The organism is Nocardia sp. NPDC058658, from assembly GCF_042716665.1.
Classification (GTDB): domain Bacteria; phylum Actinomycetota; class Actinomycetes; order Mycobacteriales; family Mycobacteriaceae; genus Nocardia.
Window position 1 is genome coordinate 45721 of the sequence record NZ_JBHXRR010000029.1, and the last position, 16913, is coordinate 62633.

Sequence of the window (16913 nt, forward strand, 5' to 3'; positions counted from 1 at the left end):
GAACTCGTTCTACGTCGGGTGTCGGCGTCCGCCCTGACGTGGCCGGGCCCGCCTTGCTGCCGGAGCAAAGGTATCGGATCTAGTAGAACCGTGGGCGCAGAGGGGATCGAACCGTTGTCTCATCGGACAGCCGTCGCATTGCTGCGCGGCGTTGACCTCGAGGGCCTTCCCGTGGCAGTACCCATTGCCGACATATCGCCGGGCTTACGCAGGTTTCCATCAGGCTTGTTTAACGTCCCGGCGCAACTCGCCGCGGACGGTGTGGCTTGCTGGTGAACCAATGCGGCCAGGTTTCTGGCCGCATTGGTGTCGCGGTCCAGTTCGGCATGGCAGATCTCGCATTGAAAGACGCGATCGGACAACCGCAGTTTGATTTTCACTGCGCCGCATTCGCTGCACGTCTTCGAACTGGGGTAGAACCGATCTGCGATGATCAGCGAGGTCCCTCGCCAGGTCGCTTTATACGTGAGTTGACGGCGCAGCTCTCCCCACGACGCCAGCTGAATCTTGCGGCTCAGCTTTCGGTTTCGGATCAGTCCTGCGACGTGCAGGTCCTCGATGACGATGGATTCGCAGGAAGCGGTGAGTCGGGAAGTCAGCTGGTGAAGGTTGTTCGTGCGCGCGTTGGTCAACTGTTTGTGCACACGTGCCACCTCGGCTCTGGTTCTGAGCCAGCGTCGCGACGGCGTGCGGTTGGTCCGCCTGTCGGGACCACACCGACGGGCGGCGCGACGTTGCAGACGCCGAAGCTTTTTCGTGGCGCGCTCGGCATCCGGTGGGGCCGCGACGAATCCGTTCTCGTCGGTGACTCCGGGAATCGGTACCGACAGGATCGCCAGGTGCTTGATTCCGAGGTCGACTCCGACAACTGGAATCCGTCTGCCGCCGGATGTAGAAGGCTGGGCGGACAGCTCGACCGAGAACGAAACCTGCCAACGTCCGTTCCGGAAGCTGATGGTCGCGGAACGGATCCGCGCCACCCCTGCTCGGATGCGGCGTTCGAGCGTCCGGGTCGACTCCAACGTTCGAACAGCGCCGATCCTGGGGAGCTTTACGTGTCGTCGGTCGGTGGCCACCAGCCCGAATGCCCCGGTCGAGAATCGGCAGGATTGTCGACTTCGCTTGGACTTGAATTTGGGGAACCGATTGACCCGGTTCGTACCGGTGCCTCGTCCTCGAGCCCATCGGCTCAGTGCAGTGGACAGGTTTGCCAGCCCACTCGCGTAAGCCTCCTTCGAGTTCTCCGGCCACCACGGAGCCGCTGCAGACTTGGCTTCGTTCCATCGCTTGCGGAGCTCGTACGCCGACCAGCCCACATGCGGGGTCAGATCCTCTGTCGGGACACCATACGAGCGCTCGGCCTCACGTTGCGCGAGGATCGCCCGCACCATCGCCAGACCCCAGTTGTAGGCGAACCGCTGTGCACCGCAATGTGACTGGAGCATGTCCTGCTGGGTGGGCGTGGGATCCAACGCGAAAACATACGCGCGCACCACAGAGTCGGTCGACGCCGAATGACTCGGAGTCTCAGGAGTTGCATCGAGCGAGAGCATGATCCCCCGTCCTGCACCTGCGGTGGTCACACCCGAGAGACTCGATGGTGGACCTGTTCAAATCTGTGGGCGCAGTAGGGATCGAACCTACGACCGCTGGTGTGTAAAACCAGTGCTCTACCGCTGAGCTATACGCCCTGGCACCGCCGGGGAGAACCGGCGGTGTCGGGTTATGAATCTAGCGCGGCCAACGCTTTCTCCCAAGCCGCCTGGTCACGGGCCTGTCCAGGCTCGTTCATCTCGGCGAAAGTGATGTAGCCGGACTTGTCGACGACGAAGGTTCCGCGGTTGGGGTAGCCGGATTTCTCGTTGAAGACGTCGTAGGACTGGGTGACGGCGCCGTGCGGCCAGAAGTCCGACAGCAGGGGGAACAGGTAGCCCTGTTCGGCGGCCCAGATCTTGTGGGTGGGTGGGGGGCCGACGGAGATCGCGATGATCTCGGCGTCGTCGTTCTGGAACTTGGGCAGTTCGTCACGGACCTTGCACAGCTCGCCCTGGCAGATGCCGGTGAAGGCGAGAGGATAGAACACCAGCAGCACGTTCTTCTTGCCGCGATAATCCGACAGGGTGACGGGCTGGTTGTTCTGGTCCTTGAGCGTGAAATCCGGCGCGAGAGTGCCAACCTCTAGCGGCATAGGTACGAATCCTCCGTCGTGTCGGGTCTCAGCCGGGCTGCTCGCCCAACTGAGACCCTAGCGAACGGCTGATTCAGCGCTGTTTGGACGGTGCCTTCGGCTGAACCAGCCGCGAGGCCGTCCAACCGCCGAGGCTGATGGTGGATGTCTGAGTCAGGCCGGCCGTGGGTGCGGCTTCGGCGATCTCGCTCGGATCGACATGGCCTGGTTGCCCGGTTTTGGGGGTGAGGACCCAGATGAAGCCTTCGTCTGCCAGCGGGCTGATGGCATCCATCAACTCGTCGGCCAGATCGCCGTCTCCTTCTCGCCACCAGAACAGGACTGCGTCAACGACCTCGTCGGAGTCGTCATCGACCATCTCCGCGCCGGTGACCTCCTCGATCTCGGCGCGCAATGCGTCGTCGGTGTCCTCGTCCCAGCCCAATTCCTGAACAACCAAGCCGTGAGAAATGCCAAGCTTCTGAGCGTAGTTCTGCGCGTCCGCCGCGGCGACCACGGTGGTGTCCTCCCTAAACTTCCGACAGTAAGATAGGTGCAAGCGAACATGGTTATCCGCCGCAGCGCAAGCTGATCGAATGAATCGGTACCGTATGCCGCGTGTCGGGAAGGCGAAATCGGCCCGCTCAACAGGCGTCGTGGACTGCAGTCCGTGCCTGGTTGATGGCCCGACTGGCCTCGTTGAGCTTGGCGACCGGTGAGTTGTAGGTCATCTTTCGGGTCTGCGCGGACAGCTCGCGCGCAGCGACGACATAAGCGGTGAACTTGTCGGCCAGTTCGGTCGGCAGCGCGCCTGCCGCGGCGATGACACCCGACTCGACCTTGGCGGCCGCGTTGTCCAGGGTGGTGGCAGCGGACTCGCGCTTGGTCGCGTAATCGGGGGCGTTGGTGTCGTGGGCGGAGACGAAGTCGTTGTAGGCGGTGACGCCGGCGCCGGTGGTGGTGGGGAACTGGCCGCAGTTGTCGGTGATCGCGCGCTGCTGCGCCGCCGCGGCGCGCGAGGACGCGGCTGCCGAGGACGAGGCGGCGGCCGAAGTCTTGTAGGCGGCCACTTCGGCGGCGTCGGTGGTCGGTGTGCCGGGAATCTGCTCGGCGCAACCGGCCACCACCGAACCCGCGGTCACGGCGGCAACGGCACAGATCAGCCCCAGCCGGCGCGCGTGCAGCACCCTCATCGTTCGGCGTTCCCTCTCACTCACGTGCGCGACTCGTCGTTCCCCGCAGAACCTACCTAATGGTATTCCCGCTGGGGTGATGACCTGGGCAGCTGTTTCGGTAAGGATGGAGGGTGCACCCGAACCTTTCGTAACGGGTGGTCCGCACACCAAGCGGGCAGGCCCGGGGACAGCGACGCCGACCAAGCAGTTCAGCCCCCATCACGAGGAGCAGATTTGACCGACCTGATCCACTCTGCAGCTTCCAACGATCCAGTGCCGACGCCCACCGCGGGCGGTGAGGCCGGCACCAAACCCACCGGTGAACGGGTACGGGTCATCCGTGAAGGAGTGGCGTCGTACCTGCCCGATATCGACCCGGAGGAGACCAGCGAATGGCTGGAATCCTTCGACCACATGCTCGACCGCGAAGGGCCGGGCCGTGCCAGGTACCTGATGTTGCGACTGCTCGAGCGCGCGGGCGAACGCCGGGTGTCGATTCCGGCGCTCACCTCCACCGACTACGTCAACACGATTCCCACCGAGAACGAACCGTGGTTTCCCGGTGACGAGGAAGTCGAGCGCCGCTTCCGCGCCTGGATCCGGTGGAACGCCGCGATCATGGTGCACCGCGCGCAGCGCCCCGGTATCGGTGTCGGCGGCCATATCTCGACCTACGCGTCCTCGGCGGCGCTCTACGAGGTGGGTTTCAACCACTTCTTCCGCGGCAAGGACCATCCCGGCGGCGGCGACCAGATCTACATCCAGGGCCATGCCTCGCCCGGCATCTACGCGCGCGGTTTCCTCGAGGGCCGCCTGAGCGCGGACCGGCTCGACGGGTTCCGTCAGGAATACAGCCATGGCGGCCTCGGCAAGGGTCTGCCGTCGTACCCGCACCCGCGGTTGATGCCGGACTTCTGGGAATTTCCGACGGTGTCGATGGGCCTGGGCCCGATGAACGCGATCTACCAGGCCAGGTTCAACCACTACCTCACCGATCGCGGCATCAAAGACGCCTCCGACCAGCATGTCTGGGCGTTTCTCGGCGACGGCGAGATGGACGAACCCGAGTCGCGCGGCCTGATCCAGGTGGCCGCCAACGAGGCGCTCGACAACCTGACCTTCGTGATCAACTGCAACCTGCAGCGCCTCGACGGCCCGGTGCGCGGCAACGGCAAGATCATCCAGGAGCTGGAGTCGTTCTTCCGCGGCGCGGGCTGGAACGTGATCAAGGTGGTCTGGGGCCGTGAGTGGGACGCGCTGCTGGGCGCCGATCGCGACGGCGCGCTGGTGAACCTGATGAACTCCACCCCCGACGGCGATTACCAGACCTACAAGGCCAACGACGGCGCGTACGTGCGCGACCACTTCTTCGGGCGCGACCCGCGCACCAAAGCGTTGGTGCAGAACATGTCCGACGGCGACATCTGGAATCTCAAGCGCGGCGGCCACGACTACCGCAAGGTCTACGCGGCGTATTCGGCGGCGATGGCGCACAAGGGTCAGCCGACGGTGATCCTGGCCAAGACGATCAAGGGCTACACCCTCGGCAAGCACTTCGAGGGCCGCAACGCCACCCACCAGATGAAGAAGCTGGCGCTGCAGGACCTCAAGGACTTCCGCGATCTGCAGCGCATTCCGGTCAGCGACGCCGAGCTGGAGAAGGACCCGTACCTGCCGCCGTACTACCACCCCGGCATGAACGATCCGGCGATCGAGTACATGCTGGCCCGGCGCAAGTCGCTCGGCGGTTTCGTGCCCGAAAGGCGTTCGCCCGCAAAGCCGTTGACGCTGCCGGGTGACGAGGCCTACCGCTCGGTGCGCAAGGGTTCGGGCAAGCAGAAGGTCGCCACGACGATGGCGCTGGTTCGCCTGGTCAAGGAACTGTTGCGCGACAAGGAGATCGGCAAGCGGATCGTGCCGATCATCCCCGACGAGGCCCGCACCTTCGGCATGGACTCGTGGTTCCCGACGCTGAAGATCTACAACCGCAACGGCCAGCTCTACACCTCGGTCGACGCCGAACTCATGCTCGCCTACAAGGAGAGCACCGTCGGCCAGATCATGCACGAGGGCATCAACGAGGCCGGTTCCACCGCGTGCTTCACCGCCGCGGGCACCGCCTACTCCACCCACGGCGAGCCGATGATCCCGCTCTACATCTTCTATTCGATGTTCGGGTTCCAGCGCACGGGCGACAGCTTCTGGGCCGCGGCCGATCAGCTGGCGCGCGGGTTCGTGCTCGGCGCCACCGCGGGCCGCACCACGCTCACCGGTGAAGGTCTGCAGCACAACGACGGCCAGTCGCTGCTGCTTGCCTCGACCAATCCCGCTGTGGTGACCTACGATCCGGCGTTCTCGTTCGAGATCGCGCACATCATGCGCGACGGTCTTCGCCGGATGTACGGCGGCGGCGAGGCACCGGCGAGTCCGCTGCCCGGTACCGAGGTGGCCCCGGTCGGCACGTTCGGCGGGGAGAACATCTTCTACTACATCACCCTGTACAACGAGCCCTACCAGCAGCCTGCCGAGCCCGACGATCTCGATGTGGCGGGTCTGCTCAAGGGGCTGTACCTGTACCAGCGCGGCGGTGAGGGCGAGGTTCGCGCCCAGATCCTCGTGTCCGGCGTGACCGTGCCCGACGGGTTGCGCGCGCAGGAGATGCTGGCCGAGGAATGGGGTGTGGCTGCGGATGTGTGGTCGGTGACCTCGTTCGGCGAGCTCCGCCGGGAGGCGCTCGACAAGGAGATCGCGGCGCTCAAGCACCCCGATACCGATCCGGGTTCGCCCTATGTCACCCAGGCGCTCTCGGCCGCGCGGGGGCCGGTGGTCGCCGCGACGGACTGGATGCGCGCGGTCTCGGATCAGATCCGGCAGTGGGTGCCCGGCGACTACATCACCCTCGGCACCGACGGGTTCGGTTTCTCCGACACCCGCACGGCCGCACGCCGGGTGTTCAACGTCGACGCGCAGTCGATCGTGGTCGCGGTGCTCGAGGGCCTCGTTCGCGACGGCACGTTCGACAAGGCGAAGGCGGTGGAAGCGGCCGCGAAATACGGCATCGACAGCGTCGCCGCCGCGCCGAAGCCGAGTGCGGACGCGGCAGAGGAACTGGCGTAGCGGACTATTGGACTGTGGAGCGCAAACCGCCGCGGCCCCGTCGGATCACCGAGGGCACCAGCGAGCACGAGGTCTATCTGCCGACGGGGGCACTGTCCCCGAACCGGCAGACCCGTGATCCGCTGCCCGACACGCTGCTCAAGCGGGTCAAGCAGTTCTCGGGCCGGCTCTCGACCGAGGCGGTGGGGTCGATGCAGGATCGGCTGCCGTTCTTCGCCGATCTGGACGCCGCGCAGCGCGCGGGCGTGCAGATGCTGGTGCAGACGGCGGTCGTGAACTTCCTGGAGTGGTTGCAGGATCCGGACTCCGATATCCGCTTCAGCCTGGACGCGTTCCAGGTGATTCCACAGGATCTGGCGCGGCGGCTCACGCTGCGCCAGACCGTGGACATGGTGCGGGTGGCCATGGACTTCTTCGAACAGTGGCTGCCCGCGCTGGCCCGCAACGATCGTCAGCTGGTGGCGCTCACCGAGGCGGTGCTGCGATATGGGCGTGAGCTCGGCTTCGCGGCCGCCTCGGTGTACGCCAGTGCCGCCGAGTCGCGTGGTGCCTGGGATACCCGCCTGGAGGCCCTGGTGGTCGACGCGGTGGTCCGGGGCGACACGGGGCCGGACATGCTGTCGCGGGCCGCCACGTTGAACTGGGACGCCACCGCGCCCGCCACCGTGCTGGTCGGTACACCGCCGTTGGACCAGAGCGTGTCCACGGTCGGTGCGGTGCACACCATCGCGACCAAACACGGCAGGGCCGCGCTCGCGGTGGTGCAGGGTGCGCGGCTGGTGATGGTGGTCAGTGGGAACCTGGGGGAGTCCGGCATGGGTTCGCCGTTCCTCACCGATCTGCTGGCCGAGGTGTTCTCCGACGGGCCGGTGGTGATCGGCCCGACGATGCGCACCCTCGGCGCCGCGCACGCGTCGGCGATCGAGGCATTGGCCGGTATGGAGGCCGTGGTCGGCTGGCGCGGGGCGCCAAGACCCGTTCACGCCACGGAGTTGTTACCGGAACGCGCGTTGCTGGGCGATAGAGCTGCGATAGAGGCGTTGAACGAGTATCTTGTGGTGCCGTTGGCCGCTGCCGGATCTTCGTTATCCGACACACTCGACGCGTACCTGGATTGTGGTGGAGCAGTAGAAACTTGCGCTCGGCAGCTGTACGTCCATCCAAATACCGTTCGGTACCGACTCAAACGAATCGGCGAAGTGACCGGTCGCGATCCGATGAATCCGCGCGACGCGTATGTGCTCCGGATTGCGGCAACAGTGGGTCGTTTGACACGAACGCATAACGAATCGTCACCTCCCGTCACAGAAACCCCGCCCACCTCACTGACTCCGGACCCCCTGTAACGGGATCGGCGAATCGGTCGATCCCGACACCCCACCTCGGATTTTGTGGGACCCCTACAAAAGCGATCCAAAAGCTTCATTCGCGCCGACATCTCATGCGGCGGGGGTCACAGTGTTGTCTTAGGGGGTGATCGCGTTGCTCACCCCTGGACAGGGGTCCCAGACACCCGGCATGCTCACGCCGTGGCTCGCACTTCCCGGTGCGACTGATCGCCTCGAGCTCTGGTCGAAGGCCGCAGGCCTGGACCTGGTCCGTCTCGGTACCACCGCGACGGCCGAGGAGATCGTCGACACCGCGGTGACGCAGCCGCTCGTGGTCGCCGCCGCCCTGCTCGCGTTCGCCGAAATCGCCCCCGGGTCGATTCCGGCGGATACAGTCGTCGCCGGACACTCGGTCGGCGAATTCGCCGCAGCCGCTGTCGCCGGTGTCATCACCGCCGACGAGGCCGTCGCTCTCGCCGCTATCCGCGGCCGGGAGATGGCCAAGGCCTGCGCTCTGGAGCCGACCGGCATGTCCGCGGTGCTCGGTGGCGACGAAGCCACCGTGCTCGCACGGCTCGCCGAACTCGATCTCGTCCCGGCCAACCGCAACGCGGTAGGCCAGATCGTCGCAGCGGGCCGCCTGGAAGCTCTGGCGGAGCTCGCCGCGAACCCGCCGGAGAAGGCACGGGTCCGCGCGTTGCCCGTCGCCGGTGCGTTCCACACCGTCTTCATGGCCCCGGCACAGGAAGCTGTCGCCGATGCCATCGCCCAGATCTCGCCGAGCGACCCGATGCGCACGCTGCTGTCGAACTTCGACGGACAGCCGGTCACCTCGGGCGCCGACGCGATCGAAAAACTTGCCGCTCAGGTCACGCGCCCAGTGCGCTGGGACCTGTGCAACGAGACCATTCGCGCCGCGGCCGTGGAGGCCGTGGTCGAACTGCCCCCGGCAGGGACCCTCGTCGGCATTGCCAAGCGGGAACTGAAGGGCACGCCCAATCTGGCCCTCAAGACCCCGGAAGACCTCCCCGCGTTGGTCGAACTGACCACCTCGGGCTAGCTTTCCCCCGGCGGCCATGCACAGCGCAGTGCAGGCCGTTCACGAACCCTACAAATAGAAACAAGAAGGGAGCCACCAAAGTGGCCGCTCTGACCCAGGAACAGATCGTCGAAGAACTCGGCAAGATCATCGAAGAGGTTACGGGTATCGAACCCTCCGAGGTGACCCTCGAGAAGTCCTTCGTCGACGACCTGGACATCGACTCGCTGTCCATGGTCGAGATCGCTGTGCAGATGGAAGACAAGTACGGCGTCAAGATCCCCGACGAGGATCTGGCCAGCCTGAAGACCGTCGGCGACTCGGTTGCCTACGTGCAGAAGCTCGAGGCCGAGAACGCCGACGTCGCCGCCGAGCTCAAGGCCAAGTTCGACAGCGCCGGCGAGTAGGGCCGAACTTTGACCACTCCTGCTCCCAGTACTTTGAACGGGAACTTCCCCAACGTCGTCGTCACATCGATGGCGGCGACCACGTCGATCGCTGGTGATGTCGATGCGACGTGGAAGGGACTCCTCAACGGTGAGAGCGGAATCGACGTTCTCGAGGATTCCTTCATCGAGGAATACGACCTGCCGGTGCGAATCGGCGGTCACCTGAAGGTCAGCCCCGACACTCTGTTGAGCCGGGTCGAGATCCGCCGCATGGCGTATGTCGAGCGCCTGGCGACCGTCCTCGGTCGTGAGGTGTGGAAGAACGCGGGCAGCCCCGAGGTCGACAACGACCGTCTCGGCGTCGCGATCGGCACCGGACTCGGCGGCGGCGACGCCCTGATCGACTCGGTCGACAAGCTGAAGAACGGCGGCTATCGCAAGATCTCGCCGCTGGCTGTTCAGATGGTCATGCCGAACGGTCCGTCGGCGGTCGTCGGTCTCGAGCTGAAGGCCAGGGCGGGAGTGGTCACTCCGGTCTCGGCGTGCTCGTCGGGTTCGGAGGCCATCGCCAACGCGTGGCGGATGATCGTGATGGGTGACGCCGACATCGTCGTCACCGGTGGTGTCGAGGGCTTCATCGACTCGGTGCCGATCGCGGCGTTCTCCATGATGCGCGCGATGAGTACCCGCAACGACGATCCGAAGGGCGCCTCGCGTCCCTTCGACAAGGATCGCGACGGGTTCGTCTTCGGTGAGGCCGGTGCGCTCATGGTCATCGAGACCGAAGAGCACGCCAAGGCCCGCGGTGCCACCATCCACGCTCGTCTACTGGGTGCCGGTATCACCTCCGACGGTTTCCACCTGGTGGCTCCCGATCCCGAGGGCACCGGTGCGGCCAGGGCGATGACTCGCGCGATGCAGACCGCTGGTCTGACCAAGAGCGACATCACCCACATCAACGCCCACGCGACCGCGACTCCCATCGGCGACTCCGCCGAGGCGAACGCGATCCACAAGGCGATCGGTAAGCACGCTTCGGTGTACGCGCCGAAGTCGGCACTCGGTCACTCGATCGGTGCCGTCGGCGCCCTCGAGTCGATCCTCACGGTGCTCGCGATCCGGGACGGCATTGTTCCGCCGACACTGAACCTGGACAACCAGGATCCGGAGATCGACCTCGATGTGGTGCACGGGGAAGCCCGTCGCCAGGAAATCGAGTACGCGATCAACAATTCCTTCGGTTTCGGTGGGCACAACGTCGCGCTCGCCTTCGGTCGGGCGTAAACGCCGCCGACTGCACATCCGATCCCCGGTGGGGGTCGTGCCAACTGAATGGTTCGACCCCCACCGGCGGTTCGCCACAGCAGCCGCCACCGCGGCAATTTTGTGAAGGAGTGAGCGCGATGACCATCATTGCTCCCGCGTTTCAAGACACCACCACCGATCCGCGCGACCCACTGGGTCGGCTCCAACGTTTCTTCGACCCCGGCACCGTCCTGCCGCTGCATCCGCGTGACCGCTCCGGCGTGCTCGCCGCGATCGGCGAGGTCGACGGTGTCCGCACCGTGGCCTACTGCTCCGACGCCACCGTCATGGGTGGCGCGATGGGTGTCGAGGGCTGCAAGCACATCGTCGACGCGATCGACACCGCGATCGAATCCGCCATCCCCGTTGTCGGGCTGTGGCACTCCGGTGGCGCGCGTCTGGCCGAGGGTGTCGAGGCGCTGCACGCGGTAGGCCTGGTCTTCGAGGCCATGGTTCGCGCGTCCGGCCTTGTTCCCCAGATTTCGGTGGTCCTCGGCTTCGCCGCCGGTGGAGCCGCCTATGGTCCCGCGCTGACCGATGTGGTCATCATGGCGCCCGAGGGCCGCGTTTTCGTCACCGGACCCGATGTTGTTCGCTCGGTGACCGGCGAGAACGTCGACATGGAGACCCTCGGCGGTCCCACCACCCACTTCAAGAAGTCCGGCGTCTGCCACATCGCCGCCGACGACGAGGCCGACGCCATGCATCGTGCGCGTCGGCTGGTGTCGATGTTCGCCGAGCAGGGCGAGTTCGACCTGGTCGCGGCCGAGCACGGCGATGTCGACCTCAAGGCGATGCTGCCGGAGTCGGCCAAGCGCGCCTACGACGTGAAGCCGATCGTGCACGAGCTGCTCGACAATGTCGACGGTGAGTCCTCGTTCGAGGAACTCCAGGGTGGTTACGCCCGCAGCATGGTCACCGGCCTCGGCCGCCTCGGCGGTCGCACCGTCGGTGTCCTCGCCAACAACCCGCTGCGCCTCGGCGGTTGCCTCAACTCCGAAAGTGCCGAGAAGGCTTCGCGTTTCGTGCGCCTGTGCGACGCGTTCGGCATCCCGCTGATCGTGGTCACCGACGTCCCCGGCTACCTGCCCGGTGTCGGCCAGGAACTCGAGGGTGTGGTGCGCCGCGGCGCGAAGCTGCTGCACGCCTTCGCCGAAGCCCGCGTTCCCCGCGTGACCCTGGTGACCCGCAAGATCTACGGCGGCGCCTACATCGCGATGAACGCCCGCGCCCTCGGCGCCACCGCCGTCTACGCCTGGCCCGGCTCCGAAGTAGCGGTCATGGGTGCCAAGGCGGCCGTCGGCATCCTCCACAAGAAGGCCCTCGCCGCGGCCCCCGAGTCCGAGCGCGAAGCCCTCCACGAACGCCTCACCGCCGAACACGAACAGCTCGCGGGTGGCGTCGAACGCGCGGTCGCCATCGGCGTGGTCGACGAGATCATCGACCCCGCCAAGACCCGCAGCATCATCGCCGCGGCCCTGGCCGCCGCCCCGGCCCGCAAGAGCCACCACAAGAACATCCCCCTGTGATCTGAACGCAGTCGTCATTTCGACGGCCGTCGCCATCCTCCTGATTCAGGTAGTGGCGGCGGTCGTTTCGCTGTCGCTCCAGTCGTATTCGTCGATGTCGAGTTCTGCACCGGTCTCGAGCAGGAACTCGAGCACTGGTGATGACAGATGCCATCCGAGTGGATGTGGCCAGCGGTGGCACTCTGACGAGGGTGTTCCGCCGGGCGCCTCGTGGACACCATCTGGATCATGGTAATAGCGCACGACATTCATACTCGCGCTCACCTCAGGGTGTGCGACCAGCGAAATCACTTGGGGGAGTATAGGTTTCACTCGGTCGATCAGGTGCTCGATTTGTTCATCGATACTCTCGCTACTGCGTCGGGCGATTCTCCAGCTGTGGGAGCGGGGAATGCGGTGCCGCGCGGATTTGCTTCCCAACACCATCACTTCGTCCGGATCCATCTGTAGCCGACCAGCCATCTCGGCCGCCGGCATCGTGCCGCTGTACAACGCGAAATAGGAATACTGACGGATCTTCATCACTGCGAGATCCCACCACGGATCCGTCGGCTTGTCAGCCGGGTTTCGCGGGTTGGGTGGGCTCTTCCGCGCAAAACTATCCGCGTGCGCTCGAAGCGGGAAGTCCGTAACCTGGCGCCTGATCAGGAGGGGGCGACATGGTGCGTCGGCGAAGTCCGCAGGAGAAGAAGTCGCTCAGTTACGCCAAGGATCGTCGTAATGGGTACGGGGAGAACGACAAGAGCTCGCGTAAGAACATCGCGCGTAACAAGCGGATCCTGAACCGTGTCGACCGTCATCGCGACAGCGTCTTCGTCGGAGCCACCGGACCGGTCGACCTCGAGGCCGCCGAAAACTGTGAGGTCGACTTGTTGTCGAGGCGATCGAAGTGGCAGACGGCCGGCTGGCGGAAGTGGCCGGATGCGCCGCTGCGCGAGATGGTGGCGTACAAGTTGCGGCGTCGCGAGCAACGGTTCGCGTTGGCCGCGTGGCGGGCGAACGAGGGCGAGGTCGTAGTCGATGAGGCCTGAGCGGTCGCTGTCACCGCGTTCACGCGCATAATGGCAGGGTGCGCTATGAGGAACTCGCTGATGTGCCGTGTTCGATCACGCGGCCGCTGGTGATTTTCGGTGACCGATGGACGTTGTTGATTTTGAAGTATTGCTTTGCCGGGGTGCGGCGGTTCAATGCGTTTCAGGGGGCGTTGGGGATTTCGCGGAGTCGGTTGCGGGATCGGCTCGATCGGTTGATCGAGCACGAGATTCTGGTGAAGCGGCCTGTTGAGGACGGTGCGTACGAGGAGTATCGGCTCACCGAGAAGGGCCATGCGATCTATCCGATCCTGATGGCGATTCGCGATTGGGGTGACGCCTACATGGCGCCCGACGGTCCTCCGGTGCGCTACAACCATCGCGACTGCGAAGGCGAAGGCCACGTCCATCTGACCTGCGATCAGTGCCAGGCCGAGGTCACCGCGCGCGACATCGTGCCCGAGCCGGGCCCGGGGATCACCGCGCGGGGCCAGCTGGACAGTTGATCACCAGGCGATGGGGGCGGCATCGCCCGAGAGGGATTAGCCACCACGCCTGGTGATCTTGATCCGTCAGGACGTGTGCCAGGTGACCTGGTCTTCGAGGGGGGCTCGGGCGGTGCGGAAGGTGTTGATGGGGTGGGTAGGGTCGGGGTGGCCGAAGGAGATGCCGAAGACGACCTTGCGGGTGTCGGGGATGGCGAAGTAGTCGCGGATGAAGGGGGAGTAGGAGGCGAGGGCGGCCTGGGGGGCGGCGCCGAGGCCGAGGGCTTGGGCGCCGAGGAGGAAGTTCTCCAGCCAGAGGCCGCAGTCGATGGCGCCGTAGATGCCGAGGTCGGCTTCGGAGGTGACGATCGCGACGTGGGGTGCGTCGAAGAGTTCGAAGTTGCGCACCATCTGACGCATGGTCTTCTCGTGGTCGCCCTTGACGATGCCGACGCTGTCGTAGAGCTGGAAACCGCAGGCACGGCGGCGATCTCGGTACACGCCTTCGTAGGCGGCGGGGAACTCGAAATCGGGTGTGCTGCCCGTGGTTTGGATGTGGGCGAGGAGTTCCTTGCGGAACCGGTCGGTGCCTTCGCCCGAAGTGACCACGACCTGCCAGGGCTGGGTGTTGCACCACGACGGGGTGCGTTGGGCCAGGGTCAGGAGTTGTTCGATGGTGGCGCGGTCGACCGGTTCGGGCGTGAACTGGCGGCAGGTCCAGCGTTCGTCGGCCAACCGCTGGAGGGTCGCGAAATCGCTGCTGTCGTGGTCGGTCTGCGCCATCGCGTGGCTCCCTCGATCGTGGAGAACTGGTCTCATTTTGAGACTAACTTAGCAGTTGCGCTGCTGCCGCGGAACCCGCGGATCGGCCGTCCTCGGAAGTGTCGCACGCCACCGTTGCGAGATTCGAGTGCGTTCGTGCAGGTCGGGCCATCCTGGCTCGCGCCTGCGGCGGATCGGGGCAGTTCCGGGGCACAATCGACCGCATGGCTTTGCAGGCCCGCGACGCGCAGGAGCGCAAACGGCACGGCAGGCACTACACGCCGCCGGAGCTCGCGCGGTTCCTGGCGCGACGGGCGCTGCGGTACGCGCCACGTGCCGGGGTGCTGCGCGTGCTCGACCCGGCCTGCGGGGACGGTGAGCTGCTGTTGGCGGTGCATCGGGAAATCGCCACCTGCGCACCGGATGTCGCGGTTCGGCTCACGGGGTACGACCTGGATCGACAGGCTGTCGCGGAAACCGAGGGGCGGGCCGGTGAGCTCGGTGTCGAAATAGACTGTCGGGCAGTTGATTTCCTGGCGGCGTCGGCGGAGCTGGCCGATGGTTCGTTCGATGTGATCATCAGCAATCCGCCGTACGTCCGGACCCAGCAGTTGGGCGGCGCGACGGCACAATTGCTGAGCAAACAGTTCGGTCTACGCGGACGAATCGACCTCACCCACCCCTTCGTGGCCATCGCACCTCGGCTGCTGGCCGACGACGGTGTGCTCGGCCTGCTCTGTGCCAACAGGTTTCTCACGACCAGGGCGGGCGCGAATCTGCGCCGGATACTGACCGGTGAATTGACGCCGGTGGAGCTCTACGACCTGGGTGACACCAAACTGTTCGCGGCGGCGGTTCTGCCCGCGATCACCGTGGCAACGCGCACGGTCCGTCGGGCCGACTGCCGGTATGTGGCGGCGTACGAGGAGCTGGGCGCCGAACCCGATTGCGCCACAGACCTGTTCGATGCGCTGGCGGGTGACCACGCCTGCATGGTCAGTGACGGCCGGCGAGTGTTCGCGGTAGAGGTGGGTGTGCTGAGTACGGGGCCCGCGGCGTTGGGGCAGGAGCCGCCACGGACATCTCCGGTGAAGCCCATAGTCGGTAATCCGTCGGTCGGTGCGAGCCGGGCGGTGGCGACGCACACCGAACGTCACGGTGACAGTGCCTGGCGAATGTCACGCCCGGCGGTGGATCACTGGCTGGGCCGGATCGCCGACCGCACCTGGCGCACCTTCGGCGAGACGGCGCGTATCCGGGTGGGGATCAAAACCACCGCGGATCGGGTGTTCATCTCCGACCGGTGGGATCAGATGGATCCGAGTCCGGAACCGGAACTGTTGCGGGAGTTGATCACTCACCATGATCTACAACCGTGGCGCGTCGCGATGGCGCGTGGCACGAGGGTGCTCTATCCCTATGATGTGCGGCAACCGCGCCGAACGCCGATCGAACTCGATGAATTCCCGTGTGCGGCAGCATATTTACGCTCGCACGAACAGGCGTTGTCGGGCCGGCGCTATGTGCTCGACGGTGGCCGGAAATGGTTCGAGATCTGGGTTCCGCAGCGTCCGCACCTGTGGGGTGCACCGAAATTGGTGTTTCCCGATATCAGCGAGCGCCCACGGTTCGCCCTCGACCGGTCGGGCGCGGTCGTCAACGGTGACTGCTATTGGATCTCGCTCACCGACCTCGGAGACTCGGCCACGGATCTGGCGTATCTGCTGATGGGCGTGGCGAATTCGGCGCTGGGACTGCGGTTCTACGATGCCGTGTGCGGTAATCGGCTGTACTCGGGCCGGCGTCGTTGGATCACCCAGTACGTCGCCCGGTTACCGGTGCCCGACCCGTCTTGTCCGGCGGCGGGCGAAATCGTGCGTCGCGTCCGTGCGCTGGTGGAAGATGGTGTGCCGGTGGCAGATTCGGGTATCGATGAGGTGGTGGCGGCGGCGTTCGGTGTTTCAGCGGATGCCGACCATCGGTAGCAGTGTGCGCCGGGCGAACTCGCGTCCGGCTTCCGCGTCGTCGAGCGGGATGAGCCCGTCCGGTGTCAGCGCCAGCGACAGCGCGAGCCGCGCCATGACCTCGGCGACCAGGTCGGGATCGAATTCCGGCACCGGCGCGCTCACCTGGAGTTCGCGCAACTTCTCGGCCAGATACGCGCGCCCGACGGCGAGAATCGGCCCGGCCTCGGTGGTGAGCCGGGGCAGGATGATCTCGGGCTCGGTGCTCAGCAACCGGCGCAACAGTTCGTTGCCCGCGATGGTGGTGACGAAGGCGACGAAGATCTCGACCAGCTGTTCACCGGGTTCAGTAACCGCGCGCACCCGCTCGTCGATATCGGTCACATAGCGCTGCGCCTCGCGCACGCCGACCGCTTCGACCAGCTCGTTCTTGGATTCGTAGCGCCGATAGAGGGTGGCCGGACTGATGCCGGCCCGCCGCGCGATCTCGCCCATGCTCGTGCGTTTGATCCCGAAATCCAGAAACGCCGACAGCGCGCTGTCGAGCAGCTTCTCGCCGTCGGCGACAGGCTTGTCGAGGATCCGCGCGAGGATGGACGAAACGGTAGGCATTACCCCATTA

The 16913-nt window shown here is 65.6% G+C and carries 16 protein-coding genes and 1 tRNA gene; 9 read left to right on the forward strand and 8 right to left on the reverse strand.

Features of this window, described 5'->3' with window-relative positions:
• Positions 1-119: 119 nt before the first annotated feature.
• From tnpB to ACFWUP_RS28395, 5 genes are all read right to left on the reverse strand, one after another.
• Positions 120-1583 carry an IS607 family element RNA-guided endonuclease TnpB gene (gene tnpB / locus ACFWUP_RS28375; RefSeq protein WP_379239033.1) on the reverse strand — a complete coding sequence of 488 codons (1464 nt, stop codon included), beginning with the start codon at positions 1581-1583 and terminating at the stop codon, positions 120-122.
• A gap of 36 nt (positions 1584-1619) precedes the next feature.
• A tRNA-Val gene (locus tag ACFWUP_RS28380) sits at positions 1620-1691 on the reverse strand.
• Positions 1692-1723: 32 nt separating this feature from the next.
• Positions 1724-2188, reverse strand: coding sequence for a peroxiredoxin (locus ACFWUP_RS28385; protein ID WP_266299002.1), 465 nt, complete (start codon positions 2186-2188; stop codon positions 1724-1726).
• 73 nt (positions 2189-2261) lie between these two features.
• The gene (locus tag ACFWUP_RS28390; RefSeq protein WP_379239034.1) at positions 2262-2684 is read right to left on the reverse strand and encodes a DUF3052 domain-containing protein; all 423 of its coding nucleotides are present in this window, start codon (positions 2682-2684) and stop codon (positions 2262-2264) included.
• Positions 2685-2811: 127 nt separating this feature from the next.
• Positions 2812-3360 carry a hypothetical protein gene (locus ACFWUP_RS28395; RefSeq protein ID WP_379239035.1) on the reverse strand — a complete coding sequence of 183 codons (549 nt, stop codon included), beginning with the start codon at positions 3358-3360 and terminating at the stop codon, positions 2812-2814.
• A gap of 216 nt (positions 3361-3576) precedes the next feature.
• Here ACFWUP_RS28395 and aceE point away from each other — a divergent pair, with 216 nt between their 5' ends.
• The 6 genes from aceE to ACFWUP_RS28425 all read left to right on the forward strand — a co-directional run bounded on the left by aceE (position 3577) and on the right by ACFWUP_RS28425 (position 12049).
• Complete coding sequence (aceE, locus tag ACFWUP_RS28400; protein ID WP_379239036.1) at positions 3577-6459, forward strand: pyruvate dehydrogenase (acetyl-transferring), homodimeric type; 2883 nt, start codon at positions 3577-3579, stop codon at positions 6457-6459.
• A 44-nt stretch (positions 6460-6503) separates the two neighbouring features.
• Complete coding sequence (locus ACFWUP_RS28405; RefSeq protein ID WP_379239064.1) at positions 6504-7805, forward strand: PucR family transcriptional regulator; 1302 nt, start codon at positions 6504-6506, stop codon at positions 7803-7805.
• A 127-nt stretch (positions 7806-7932) separates the two neighbouring features.
• Positions 7933-8847, forward strand: coding sequence for an ACP S-malonyltransferase (locus ACFWUP_RS28410; protein ID WP_379239037.1), 915 nt, complete (start codon positions 7933-7935; stop codon positions 8845-8847).
• Positions 8848-8927: 80 nt separating this feature from the next.
• Positions 8928-9233 carry a meromycolate extension acyl carrier protein AcpM gene (acpM, locus tag ACFWUP_RS28415; protein WP_056821158.1) on the forward strand — a complete coding sequence of 102 codons (306 nt, stop codon included), beginning with the start codon at positions 8928-8930 and terminating at the stop codon, positions 9231-9233.
• Between the two features lie 9 nt (positions 9234-9242).
• The gene (locus ACFWUP_RS28420; protein ID WP_266299014.1) at positions 9243-10499 is read left to right on the forward strand and encodes a KasA/KasB family beta-ketoacyl-ACP synthase; all 1257 of its coding nucleotides are present in this window, start codon (positions 9243-9245) and stop codon (positions 10497-10499) included.
• Positions 10500-10618: 119 nt separating this feature from the next.
• Positions 10619-12049, forward strand: a complete 1431-nt coding sequence (locus tag ACFWUP_RS28425; protein ID WP_379239038.1) for an acyl-CoA carboxylase subunit beta — start codon at positions 10619-10621, stop codon at positions 12047-12049.
• 45 nt (positions 12050-12094) lie between these two features.
• Here ACFWUP_RS28425 and ACFWUP_RS28430 read toward each other — a convergent pair whose 3' ends face one another.
• Positions 12095-12571: a DUF4279 domain-containing protein gene (locus ACFWUP_RS28430; protein WP_379239039.1), complete on the reverse strand. Its 477-nt coding sequence runs from the start codon at positions 12569-12571 to the stop codon at positions 12095-12097.
• 137 nt (positions 12572-12708) lie between these two features.
• Between ACFWUP_RS28430 and ACFWUP_RS28435 the strand changes: the two genes are divergently transcribed.
• Both ACFWUP_RS28435 and ACFWUP_RS28440 read left to right on the forward strand, forming a co-directional pair.
• A complete protein-coding gene (locus ACFWUP_RS28435; RefSeq protein WP_379239040.1) occupies positions 12709-13080 on the forward strand; it encodes a hypothetical protein in 372 nt (123 codons plus the stop codon).
• A gap of 38 nt (positions 13081-13118) precedes the next feature.
• Positions 13119-13586, forward strand: a complete 468-nt coding sequence (locus ACFWUP_RS28440) for a winged helix-turn-helix transcriptional regulator (protein WP_379239041.1) — start codon at positions 13119-13121, stop codon at positions 13584-13586.
• A gap of 66 nt (positions 13587-13652) precedes the next feature.
• Here the strand turns inward: ACFWUP_RS28440 and ACFWUP_RS28445 are convergent, their stop codons facing one another.
• Positions 13653-14348, reverse strand: a complete 696-nt coding sequence (locus ACFWUP_RS28445; RefSeq protein WP_379239042.1) for a nitroreductase — start codon at positions 14346-14348, stop codon at positions 13653-13655.
• A 203-nt stretch (positions 14349-14551) separates the two neighbouring features.
• On the opposite strand from ACFWUP_RS28445, the gene ACFWUP_RS28450 reads away from it, so the two are divergent.
• Positions 14552-16312 carry an Eco57I restriction-modification methylase domain-containing protein gene (locus ACFWUP_RS28450; protein WP_379239043.1) on the forward strand — a complete coding sequence of 587 codons (1761 nt, stop codon included), beginning with the start codon at positions 14552-14554 and terminating at the stop codon, positions 16310-16312.
• On the opposite strand, the gene ACFWUP_RS28455 is transcribed toward ACFWUP_RS28450, so the two are convergent.
• Positions 16289-16903: a TetR/AcrR family transcriptional regulator gene (locus tag ACFWUP_RS28455; RefSeq protein ID WP_379239044.1), complete on the reverse strand. Its 615-nt coding sequence runs from the start codon at positions 16901-16903 to the stop codon at positions 16289-16291. The genes ACFWUP_RS28450 and ACFWUP_RS28455 overlap by 24 nt on opposite strands.
• Positions 16904-16913: the final 10 nt, after the last annotated feature.